Raw genomic sequence first — 10,786 nt, 5'->3', positions numbered from 1 at the left:
GCTGCAAAACTGAGTTGTTTCATGGGCAATTTCAGTCGATTGATGATGTCCGCTATTTTACAGGTTCAGGAACTTGTTCAGGGCTTCCTTAGGGGCTGCCTTCACTTCTTGCCGCGCAGGATCAATCGAGTTTGACCCATCGATTTGATCGGAGCAGGCGTAGCCCGGATGGAATGAAATGGAATCCGGGGCATCCTGCCGTGGAGTGGGATGGTTGCCAGGCGGATGATTGCCTCTGTCCATGCGCCTTGGCAGGAGCTCCCGGATTGCGCTGCGCTTCATCCGGGCTACTTGCTGACCTCTTCGATTTTGTTTCGTTCATTGCAGATTTCTGTTGGTGCGACTTCGATGCCGATGGCGGCATATCGGGCAAAAACATCGTTACCATCCCAGTCTGGAGGCATCGTAGAGCGTCGTCCAGAGGCGTTGAGCAGCGCGTGTTCGTCGCAGGTTACAACCATGACTCTAAGATAATTGGTCAAGAGTTCGATTACGCCCGCTTTGGTGAGTGGGCGCATGTCCATGAGACGGTTCACAATCTCCATTTGGGGCATGACGTGTTCAACTATGCACTCGCTGTCTGGTTTATTCAGAGCGGCTTTAGATCGTGGAATCCTTGCTTTATGTGCTTGGCCGTGGTGTCCGAGGATCTTGTTCTGCCAGTATTGGTGGATTGCAATCTTTAGGTTGCGGCAGCATTCGTTACGGGTAAAACCAAATGCTTGTGCATCGTTGGCCTGTTTGATGGCAAAGATGATGAATTCGGCTGCTCGTTCTTTGTCGGTCATTTTATTGGGCATGTAACCCGCGTAAGGCGTAGGGTTTCAATAAGCGAAGCGCATTGCGGCGCATGTCAATCCTTGGCCCGGATAGCAGACTTGGGGCGGAATGCCTTGATCGCTTCTTCCCGAGTTTCCAGATAAGGCCCGCCGATCAGGTCGATGCAGTAAGGCACGGCGGCAAACACGCCGTCGAGGGTTTCCTTGATCGCCTTGGGTTGTCCGGGCAGGTTGATGATCAGGCATTGCTTGCGGATGACGCCGACTTGGCGGGAGAGGATGGCGGTGGGTACATACTTCAGGCTGACGGCGCGCATTTGCTCGCCGAAGCCGGGCAGTACCTTTTCTGCCACGGCCAGCGTCGCCTCCGGGGTGACATCGCGCGGCGCCGGGCCAGTGCCGCCGGTGGTGAGCACCAGGCAGCAGCCTTCTTCATCCGCCAGCTGGCGCAGTGTGGCTTCGATCTGCGCCTGTTCATCCGGGATCATGCGGGTGACGGCACGCCACGGCGTGGTCAGCGCGTTGGCTAGCCAGTCGTTGAGCGCCGGGATGCCCTGATCTTCGTAAACGCCCTGTGAGGCGCGGTCGCTGATGCTGACCAGCCCAATCAGCACGGGCTGTTCGTTATTCATCTTCCCCCGGTTCGGTTTCTTTTCCTTCGAGGATCATTTCACGCAGCAGCTTGAACAGGGCACGGCTACTCTTTGGCGGCTTGCCGGCTGCGGCCTCTTTCTGCGCATTGCGGATCAGGGTGCGGATCTGCTGGATGTCGGCCCGCGCATATTCCACCACCAGGTCGCTCAAGGCTTGCTCTTCCGTTAGCAGGCGCTCGCGCCAGCGCTCCAGCAGGTGGAATTTTGCCCCTTGAACGCGTGTGACATTGTTCCACTCATCCAGTTTGGCCCGGATTGGTTCCTCATCAACAAAACGCATTAATTTGCCGAGGTATTGCATCTGGCGGCGGCGGGCTTCGTGACCGGTCAGGCGCTTGGCTTCAATAACAGCATCCAGCAAAGTCTCGGGCAGATTTATTTGTGCCAGCCGATCCTTGTTCAGCCCTACCAGTTGTTCGCCGATATCCTGCAATGCGTGCATTTCCTGCTTGCGCCTGGTTTTGCTCGGGGGTTCCGGTCTGTCGTCAGGCGCGTTGTCTTCTGTATCCGTCATGGTTTCGCAAATGGAATCAAAGTTGCTATGATAACCTTTTTAATGCGGTATTCAGCAAGATAGGGCCAGCTCGTGATTGTTCCCGGGTCTTGCCGCTGCTGAAATTTTCGAGGTGCATGTGTCAGATTCCCGTTTTTCCCATTCTATTGAAACCCTGAGTCAGATTACTCGCGATATTTTGAACCAGTCGAAACTGGCCGGCGCTACGGCCTGCGAGGCGGAAGTGTCGCAAGGCTTCGGCCAGAACGTCTCGGTGCGTCGCGGCGAGGTCGAAACCATTGAATACAACCGCGACAAGGGTCTGGGTGTAACGGTTTACTTCGGCCATAAGCGCGGCCATGCCAGCACTTCTGACCTGTCGCCCCAGGCGATCAAGGATACTGTTGCGGCCGCCGTGAGCATTGCCAGATATACCGCCAGCGACGAATTCGCCGGGCTCGCCGACGAGAGCCTGCTGGCCAGGGAGATACCCGATCTCAGTCTTTATCACCCGTGGGACTTGTCGGTGGAGCAGGCGATTGAACAGGCAAAAGCCTGTGAAGCCGCTGCGTTCGCGGTGGACAAGCGGATCGACAATTCCGAGGGCGCTTCCGTTTCTACGCAGGAATCGCTGTTCATGTACGGCAACAGCCTGGGCTTCCTCGCTGGCTACCCTTCTTCGCGTCATGGCATCAGTTGTGCGGTGATCGCCGAAGATGATGGAGGAATGCAGCGCGATTACTGGTACAGTTCGCGGCGCGATGCGGCCGATCTGGAAAGCGCCGCGGCCGTCGGCAGGCAAGCCGGCGAGCGCACCGTGCGCCGGCTCGCGGCGCGCAAGATCAAGACCACTGAGTGCCCGGTGCTGTTCGAAGCGCCGATTGCTTCCGGCCTGATCGGTCACTTGGTCGGTGCTGTCAGTGGCGGCAGTCTGTACCGCAAATCCTCTTTCCTGCTCGACAGCCTGGGCCAGCAAATTTTTGCCCCGTTCGTCCAGATCCGCGAGATGCCGCATATCCCCAAAGGGCTGGCGAGCAGCCCCTTCGACAATGAAGGCGTCGCCACTCACGCACGCGACCTGATCAAGGACGGCGTACTGCAGGGTTATTTTCTCGGCAGCTACTCGGCGCGCAAATTGGGCATGACTTCCACCGGCAATGCCGGCGGCAACCACAATCTGATCATCGAGAGCAGCGGGCAGGATTTCGACGGATTGCTGAAAATGATGGGTAAGGGCCTGGTGGTGACGGAACTGCTTGGTCACGGCATCAACCCGGTGACCGGCGATTATTCCCGCGGGGCCGCCGGTTATTGGGTGGAAAACGGCGAAATCCAGTTTCCTGTCGAGGAAATCACCATTGCCGGCAACCTCAAGGACATGTTTCGGCAGATTGCGGCGGTCGGCAGCGACATCCTGGTTCAGGGTTCGAAGCAGTGCGGTTCAGTGCTGATCGAGAGGATGACGGTGGCGGGGGACTGAGCTCGTGGGGTTTTACTCAGGATTGTCCTGATCGTGGTAAAATCGCCGTTTTGCTTTTTGGAAAGAGCCCGTTATGTTTAGCGCAGAACAGACCATCGCCAAGTTCGATCCCGAATTGTGGCAGGCGATGCAGGATGAAACCCGCCGTCAGGAAGACCACATCGAGCTGATCGCCTCGGAAAACTATACCAGCCCGGCGGTGATGGAAGCGCAGGGCTCACAACTGACCAATAAGTACGCAGAAGGCTATCCCGGCAAGCGCTATTACGGCGGCTGCGAGTACGTGGACGTGGCAGAACAGTTGGCGATCGACCGGGTCAAGGCCCTGTTCGGCGCGGAATATGCCAACGTCCAGCCGCACTCCGGTTCCCAGGCCAACCAGGCGGTATACATGGCGGTGCTGAAGCCTGGCGACACCATTTTGGGCATGTCGCTGGCGCATGGCGGCCACCTCACCCACGGTGCTTCGGTGAATCTTTCCGGCAAGCTCTTCAATGCAATCACCTACGGCCTGGATCCCAAAACCGAAGCGATCGATTATGACGAGGTGGAGCGCCTGGCCCTGGAGCACAAGCCGAAAATGATCGTAGCCGGTGCTTCAGCTTATTCTCTGATCATCGACTGGAAACGCTTCCGCAAGATCGCCGACATGGTTGGTGCCTATCTGTTTGTCGATATGGCGCATTACGCCGGTCTGGTCGCTGCAGGTCTGTACCCCAACCCGGTCGGGATTGCAGATTTCGTGACCAGTACTACCCACAAGACCCTGCGCGGGCCACGTGGCGGCATCATCCTGTCCAGCCTGCAGCACGAGAAGGCGCTCAACTCGGCGATTTTCCCCAGCATCCAGGGTGGCCCGCTGATGCACGTGATTGCCGCCAAGGCGGTCGCGTTCAAGGAAGCGGCGACGAAAGAATTCAAGCACTACCAGGAGCAGGTGATCGAAAACGCCATCGTGATGGCCAAGGTGCTGCAGGAGCGTGGCTTGCGCATCGTTTCCGGACGCACCGAGTCGCATGTGTTCCTTGTCGATCTGCGCGCCAAGAACCTTACCGGCAAGGAAGCCGAAGCGGCGCTGGGCCTCGCTCACATCACCGTGAACAAGAATGCCATCCCGAACGACCCGCAGAAGCCTTTCGTCACCAGCGGCATCCGCATCGGCACGCCGGCGATGACCACGCGCGGCTTCAAGGAAATCGAAGCGGAGCACCTCGCCAACCTGATCGCCGACGTGCTTGATGCACCCGCCGACGAGGCTGTCATCAGCCGCGTGGCGAATGAGGCCAAGGCGATGTGTGCGAAGTTTCCCGTTTACGGAAAGTGAGGAGTAAGGAGTGAGGAGTGAGGGGGTTGTCATGGGGTAGTTCTGCTCCTGACTCCTCACACTTCACTCCTCGCTAAAAAATGAAATGCCCTTTTTGTGGTGCCATCGACACCCAGGTGATAGATTCCCGCGTCAACGAGGAAGGGGACAGCATACGTCGCCGCCGTCGCTGCCCGTCCTGCGACAAGCGTTTCACCACCTACGAAACGGCCGAGTTGCGTATGCCGCAGGTGGTCAAGCAGAACGGTACCCGCGAGGAATTTGACCGCGCCAAGGTGCGCACCAGCTTCATGCGCGCGCTGCACAAGCGTCCGGTGCCAACCGAATTTGTGGATCAGGCCATCGAGCGCATCGCACAAAAAGTGTTGAGTCTGGGCGAACGCGAGGTGCCGTCCCGCCAGATGGGCGAAATGGTGATGCACGAGCTGTACAAGCTCGACAAGGTGGCCTATATCCGCTTTGCCTCGGTTTATCGCAGCTTCCAGGATGTGGATGATTTCCGGGATGTCATCCGGGATTTGGATAAATGAACCGCAGAGGCGCAGAGGCACAGAGAACGACGCTGTTCGGGGGCAATGACAGGAACTCCTGCTTTGCGGTTGGTAGCAAACACGAATTTCTTCGCGTCTCCGTACCCCTGCGGTGAAACAAATGTTCTCCGCCGCCGACCACGAATTTATGGCTCGAGCGCTGCGCCTGGCAGAGAAGGGGTTGTACACCACCACGCCGAATCCGCGCGTCGGCTGTGTGATAGTAAACGACGACAAGGTGGTGGGTTCCGGCTGGCATGAGCGTGCCGGCGAGCCCCATGCCGAGATCCATGCACTCACACAGGCAGGCGAGCTGGCGCAGGGCGCAACAGCCTATGTCACGCTCGAGCCGTGCAGCCACCATGGCCGCACGCCGCCGTGTGTCGGGGCTCTGATCCAGGCTGGTGTGGGCCGCGTAGTGGTAGCGATGGTCGATCCGAATCCGCAGGTGGCGGGAGAGGGGCTGACGCAACTGCAACAGGCCGGTATCCAGACTGACATTGGTCTGCTGGAGAAAGAGGCGCACGACCTCAATATCGGTTTCGTTTCCCGCATGACCTGCGGGCGGCCATGGCTGCGGCTGAAAATCGCCGCCAGTCTGGATGGCAAGACCGCGCTCAACAATGGTGTCAGCCAGTGGATCACCGGCCCGGATGCACGCCGCGATGCGCACCGGTTGCGCGCCCGTTCCTGTGCGGTGCTGACCGGCATCGGCACGGTGCTGGCGGACGACCCGATGCTCAATGTGCGTGAGGTGGAAACACCGCGCCAGCCGCTCAGGGTGGTGGTGGACAGTACATTGAGGATGCCTCCCGGAGCGAAAATGCTGCTGGGGGAGGATGTTCTGGTGGTGACGGCGAGCAGTGACCCGACCAAGGCAGCATGTTTGCGTGACGCCGGTGCCGAAGTGCTGGTGTTGCCGCCGCTGGATGGCCGGGTCGATCTGGCGAGGATGCTGGATGAGCTGGGCAAGCGTGGTATCAACGAAGTTACGGTGGAAGCAGGGCGCGGTCTGAATGGTGCGCTGGTACGGCAAGGCCTGGTGGACGAATTCGTGATTTATTTCGCGCCGCTGTTGCTGGGCGACCGGGCTCGTGGCATGTTCGATCTGCCTGAATTGGTTGAGATGGGAGGGCGGCGCGAACTGCGCATTGCCGACGTGGGAATGGTCGGCAGGGATGTGCGCATCCGCGCCCTGCCTGTGGCATAAAAACGTTAAGGATAGAGTGACAATGTTTACCGGAATTATCGAGGCGGTGGGCCAGATCAAGCAGGTTGAGCAACGCGACCAAGGCGTGCGTCTGACCATCGCCTCCGACCGGCTGGATTTCAGCGATGTTGCCGTCGGTGACAGCATCGCCGCCAACGGCGTGTGCCTCACCGTGATTTCTCTGGCCGGCAACGCCTACACCGTGGACGTGTCGCAGGAAAGCCTGAACTGCACTGTAGGCTTGAGCGAACCCGGCGAGGTCAACCTGGAAAAGGCGATGCGCCTGTCAGACCGGCTTGGCGGTCACCTCGTCAGCGGCCATGTGGACGGCGTCGGCGAGGTGGTGAAATTCGAGCCGGTGGGGGAGAGCCACCGACTGATGATCCGCGCGCCCAGGGAGCTTTCACGCTTTATCGCACCTAAGGGGTCGATCACCGTCAACGGCGTCAGCCTGACCGTGAATGAGGTGAGCGACGATGCGTTCTCCATCAACCTTATCCCGCATACGCTGGATGTGACCACGCTTAAGCATATCCAACCCGGTAGCCGGGTCAACCTGGAAGTGGACATGCTGGCGCGTTACGTGGATCGTTTGCTACACCCGGAACAGTACTAATCAACCATGATTTTCACCGCAAAGGACGTAAAGTAGCGCGAGGTAACCCCATTTGTTTGTTTTCCTTTGCGTGCCTTGGCGTCCTTTGCGGTTAATAGATTAAATTAGGGAATAGATATGACAATCAGCTCAACCCAGGAAATCATCGCCGACTTCAAGGCCGGAAAAATGGTCGTCCTGGTGGATGAAGAAGACCGCGAGAACGAGGGCGACCTGGTGCTGGCGGCGGAATTCGTCACGCCCGAAGCAATCAACTTCATGGCCAAGCATGGCCGTGGTCTGGTCTGCCTGACTCTGACCGAGGAGCGTTGCCGCCTGCTCAATCTGCCGCTGATGGTGTCGGCCAATCAGCTGGCGCTGGGCACCAACTTTACCGTTTCGATCGAGGCGGCGGAAGGGGTGACCACTGGTATCTCTGCGGCCGACCGCGCCAAGACCATCCTGGCGGCAGTGAAGAAGGACGCCAAGGCATCCGATATCGTTCAGCCCGGCCATATCTTTCCGCTCAAGGCGCAGAAGGGCGGCGTGCTGGTGCGCGCCGGTCATACCGAGGCGGGGTGCGACTTGGCCGGTCTGGCGGGGCTGGAGCCGGCGGCGGTGATCTGCGAAATCCTCAAGGAAGACGGCGAGATGGCGCGCTTGCCGGACTTGCTCGAATATGCCAAACATCACGACCTCAAGATCGGCACCATCGCGGATCTGATCCACTACCGCAGCCAGACCGAGAGTCTGGTGGAGCGGGTTTCCGAGCGCAAAGTGGAAACCTGCTACGGCGAATTCAAACTTATCGCCTATCTGGACAAGACCGCCAACGAGGCGCATCTTGCCTTGGTGAAGGGAGAGATCAAGCCCGGCGAGGAGGTGCTGGTGCGGGTACACGAGCCCTTGTCGACGCTGGATCTGCTCGATGTGGCCAGTCTCGAACACACCTTCAGCGTGCATGAGGCGATGAAGGCTGTAGCCGAAGCGGGCAGCGGGGTGATCGTTCTGTTGCGCCGCCCGGAAACTTCCGCGGATCTGCTCGAGCGCATTCAGCGCACCCAGCCGAAGGCGCCCGCCAAGGTCGATTTGCGCAATTACGGCATCGGGGCGCAGATACTGCGCGATCTGAACGTCACCAAGATGCGCCTGCTGGCCACGCCGCGCAAGATGCCGAGTATGACCGGCTTTGACCTGGAAGTGACGGGCTACGTCGAGCCGAAGAAATAAATCCTGGAGGAATGAATATGAAAAAGTGTAACAACTACGTGGAAATCGAGAAAAACCTGTCGGGAGAGGGGCTGCGCATCGGCATCGTGATGAGCCGCTTCAGCATCGACATATGCGAGGGTCTGCTGTCCGCCTGCGCCTGCACCTTGCAGAAACATGGCGTGGCCGATGGCGACATTACGCTGGTGAGCGTGCCGGGTGCGCTGGAAATTCCCACGGCGCTGCAAAAAATGGCGAAGAGCGGCAAGTTCGACGCGCTGATCGCGCTCGGTGCGGTGATCCGCGGCGAGACCTACCATTTCGAACTGGTCGCCAACGAATCCGGCAACGGCGTGAGCCGCGTTGCGCTGGATAACGGCATACCCATCGCCAACGCTATCCTTACCACCGAGGACGACGACCAGGCGCTGGCCAGAATGAGCGAGAAGGGCAGCGATGCGGCCCTGGTTGCAATCGAGATGGCCAACCTGATGAAGCGTCTATGAGCAGCGAAAGAAGAGCGGACAAGGCACCGAAAAAGAGCCGGCGCAAGGCGCGGGAATTCGGGGTGCAGGCCCTGTACCAGTGGAAGCTGACGGGTGGAGATGCCAATACCATCCTGAGTCAGCTGCGTGAGGAAAAGGAATACTCGAAGATCGACGAAGAACATCTTGCAGTCCTGGTGCGCGGGGTGATTGCTCAGGCGCAGGAACTGGATGTGCTGATCGCTCCCTACCTCGATCGGCCTGCCGGAGATCTGAGCCCGGTGGAACATGCCATCCTGCTGCTGGCCACCTACGAAATGAAGCATCACCCGGAAATTCCCTACCGCGTCGTCATCAACGAGGCCGTCGAACTGGCCAAGACCTACGGCGGTACCGATGGCCACAAGTTCGTCAACGGCGTACTGGACAAACTTGCAGCTCAGGTGCGGGCGTTGGAAGTCAAGTCGGCGGTAAGAAAGAATGTTTAACCGCAAAGGTACGCAAGGGTAAGTCTTGTTTTCCTTCGCGTCCCTTTGCGTCCTTTGCGGTGAAAAAGTTTTTCCTGGGGAATGCTGTGCCCTCTGAATTCGACCTGATACGCCGTTATTTCACCCGCGAAACGCCCAGTGCCGAGCTCGGCGTGGGGGATGATGCGGCGTTGCTGGCGCCCACTCCAGGCATGCAGCTGGCGGTCTCCACCGACATGCTGGTGGAAGGGCAACATTTCGCCCCTCAGGATGGGCCTGGAACGGTCGGTTATAAAGCTCTGGCGGTGAATTTGTCCGACATGGCGGCCATGGGCGCGACACCGCGCTGGGCTACGTTGGCGATCGCCTTGCCGGGTGCTGACGAAGTCTGGCTGCGCGGTTTTGCCGGTGGTTTTTTCAGCCTGGCGCAAAAATTCGGCGTGGAACTGGTGGGTGGCGATACCACGCGCGGGCCGTTGAATATTTGCGTGCAGATCATCGGTGAAGTGCCGTCGGGCATGGCGTTGCGTCGGGATGGTGCGCACGCTGGGGACGAAATCTGGGTGTCCGGCGTGCTGGGCGACGCGGCACTGGCGCTGGCCAACTTGCAGCGCCGGGTCGAGCTGATGCCGCTTGAAGCGGCATCCTGCCTGCCCAGGCTGCGCGTGCCGATGCCGCGGGTGGCACTGGGCTTGGCCCTGCGCGGCGTGGCCAGTGCTGCTATTGATATATCCGATGGTCTGCTGGCCGATCTGGGGCATATCCTTGAACGCTCCGGAGTGGGTGCGGAAATTCATTTCGAGGCCTTGCCGCTTTCCGAAGTGGCGCAATGTTATATCGAGCAGGAAGCCGTGCAAAACTGTGTACTGGCCGGGGGCGACGATTACGAGCTGTGCTTTACCGCACCACCTGAAAGACATGCTGAAATTCTGTCCATCGCGCAGCGTATCGGTTTGCCGCTTGCGTGCATCGGAAACATTAAGGATACGACAGGGTTGAGCGTCCTCCAAGCTGGCCAGGCCATGACCATCAAGGCGACCGGATTTGACCATTTCGCCTAAATTCGTATTCAGCCATCCGGCCCATTTCCTGTCTTTCGGTTTCGGCAGCGGGCTGAGTCCCATGGCGCCGGGCACAGCGGGAACGCTGGTGGCGTTCCCGCTGTATTGGCTGATGCAGCAATGGCTCAGTGGGACCGCAATTCTGACGGTTATCCTGTTGATGTTCGTGGTAGGTGTGTGGGCCTGCCAGTACACCGGCCAGGCGCTTGGGGTGCCGGATCACGGCGGCATAGTCTGGGACGAGATCGTGGCCTTTCTGCTGGTGCTCTGCGTCACGCCGCCGATGCTGGTCTGGTACGTGGCAGCTTTCTTGTTGTTCCGCCTGTTCGATATCTGGAAACCGTTTCCCATCCGTCAGTTTGACCAGCGGCTCAAGAACGGTTTTGGTGTGATGCTGGACGATCTGCTGGCGGCGTTGTATGCCGTGATCGTCTTGAAAGGGGCATTATGGATAATCACCAATTAGCCGAGCGCGCCCTGTTTGAGCTGGCAGAACAGGT

Annotated in this window: 14 protein-coding genes; 10 read left to right on the top strand and 4 right to left on the bottom strand. The window is 59.0% G+C overall.

The window, feature by feature from the left end; genetic code table 11:
• Positions 1-57: 57 nt before the first annotated feature.
• The 4 genes from SCT_RS12060 to yjgA form a co-directional block, all read right to left on the bottom strand.
• Positions 58-282 (bottom strand): hypothetical protein, encoded by a 225-nt coding sequence (locus tag SCT_RS12060; protein WP_059423357.1) that lies wholly within the window; start codon positions 280-282, stop codon positions 58-60.
• A 5-nt stretch (positions 283-287) separates the two neighbouring features.
• On the bottom strand, positions 288-788 hold the full coding sequence (locus SCT_RS12055; protein ID WP_059423356.1) for a hypothetical protein: 501 nt from the start codon (positions 786-788) through the stop codon (positions 288-290).
• A 65-nt stretch (positions 789-853) separates the two neighbouring features.
• Entirely contained in the window at positions 854-1,411 is a 558-nt protein-coding gene (gene mog / locus SCT_RS12050; RefSeq protein WP_059423354.1) for a molybdopterin adenylyltransferase, read from the bottom strand.
• On the bottom strand, positions 1,404-1,946 hold the full coding sequence (gene yjgA, locus SCT_RS12045; protein WP_059423353.1) for a ribosome biogenesis factor YjgA: 543 nt from the start codon (positions 1,944-1,946) through the stop codon (positions 1,404-1,406). The genes mog and yjgA overlap by 8 nt, the downstream gene beginning before the upstream one ends.
• Positions 1,947-2,064: 118 nt before the next feature.
• Between yjgA and pmbA the strand changes: the two genes are divergently transcribed.
• The 10 genes from pmbA (at position 2,065) to SCT_RS11995 (ending at position 10,752) form a co-directional block, all read left to right on the top strand.
• Positions 2,065-3,405 (top strand): metalloprotease PmbA, encoded by a 1,341-nt coding sequence (gene pmbA / locus SCT_RS12040; RefSeq protein WP_059423362.1) that lies wholly within the window; start codon positions 2,065-2,067, stop codon positions 3,403-3,405.
• A 73-nt stretch (positions 3,406-3,478) separates the two neighbouring features.
• On the top strand, positions 3,479-4,729 hold the full coding sequence (gene glyA, locus SCT_RS12035; RefSeq protein WP_059423351.1) for a serine hydroxymethyltransferase: 1,251 nt from the start codon (positions 3,479-3,481) through the stop codon (positions 4,727-4,729).
• Positions 4,730-4,809: 80 nt separating this feature from the next.
• Positions 4,810-5,259: a transcriptional regulator NrdR gene (gene nrdR / locus SCT_RS12030; RefSeq protein WP_059423349.1), complete on the top strand. Its 450-nt coding sequence runs from the start codon at positions 4,810-4,812 to the stop codon at positions 5,257-5,259.
• Between the two features lie 121 nt (positions 5,260-5,380).
• Entirely contained in the window at positions 5,381-6,469 is a 1,089-nt protein-coding gene (gene ribD / locus SCT_RS12025) for a bifunctional diaminohydroxyphosphoribosylaminopyrimidine deaminase/5-amino-6-(5-phosphoribosylamino)uracil reductase RibD (RefSeq protein WP_059423347.1), read from the top strand.
• Positions 6,470-6,491: 22 nt separating this feature from the next.
• Positions 6,492-7,085: a riboflavin synthase gene (locus SCT_RS12020; protein ID WP_059423345.1), complete on the top strand. Its 594-nt coding sequence runs from the start codon at positions 6,492-6,494 to the stop codon at positions 7,083-7,085.
• 117 nt (positions 7,086-7,202) lie between these two features.
• Positions 7,203-8,294, top strand: a complete 1,092-nt coding sequence (gene ribBA / locus SCT_RS12015) for a bifunctional 3,4-dihydroxy-2-butanone-4-phosphate synthase/GTP cyclohydrolase II (RefSeq protein WP_059423343.1) — start codon at positions 7,203-7,205, stop codon at positions 8,292-8,294.
• A 17-nt stretch (positions 8,295-8,311) separates the two neighbouring features.
• Positions 8,312-8,779: a 6,7-dimethyl-8-ribityllumazine synthase gene (ribH, locus tag SCT_RS12010; protein ID WP_059423341.1), complete on the top strand. Its 468-nt coding sequence runs from the start codon at positions 8,312-8,314 to the stop codon at positions 8,777-8,779.
• Positions 8,776-9,246 (top strand): transcription antitermination factor NusB, encoded by a 471-nt coding sequence (gene nusB, locus SCT_RS12005; protein WP_059423339.1) that lies wholly within the window; start codon positions 8,776-8,778, stop codon positions 9,244-9,246. Before ribH ends, nusB begins: the two co-directional genes overlap by 4 nt.
• A gap of 86 nt (positions 9,247-9,332) precedes the next feature.
• On the top strand, positions 9,333-10,286 hold the full coding sequence (thiL, locus tag SCT_RS12000; RefSeq protein ID WP_059423361.1) for a thiamine-phosphate kinase: 954 nt from the start codon (positions 9,333-9,335) through the stop codon (positions 10,284-10,286).
• The gene (locus SCT_RS11995) at positions 10,270-10,752 is read left to right on the top strand and encodes a phosphatidylglycerophosphatase A (protein WP_059423337.1); all 483 of its coding nucleotides are present in this window, start codon (positions 10,270-10,272) and stop codon (positions 10,750-10,752) included. The genes thiL and SCT_RS11995 overlap by 17 nt, the downstream gene beginning before the upstream one ends.
• Positions 10,753-10,786 lie beyond the last annotated feature (34 nt).

The sequence above is a fragment of the Sulfuricella sp. T08 genome (assembly GCF_000971475.1).
Lineage (GTDB): Bacteria > Pseudomonadota > Gammaproteobacteria > Burkholderiales > Sulfuricellaceae > Sulfuricella.
This window is presented reverse-complemented; position numbering and strand designations above follow the sequence as displayed.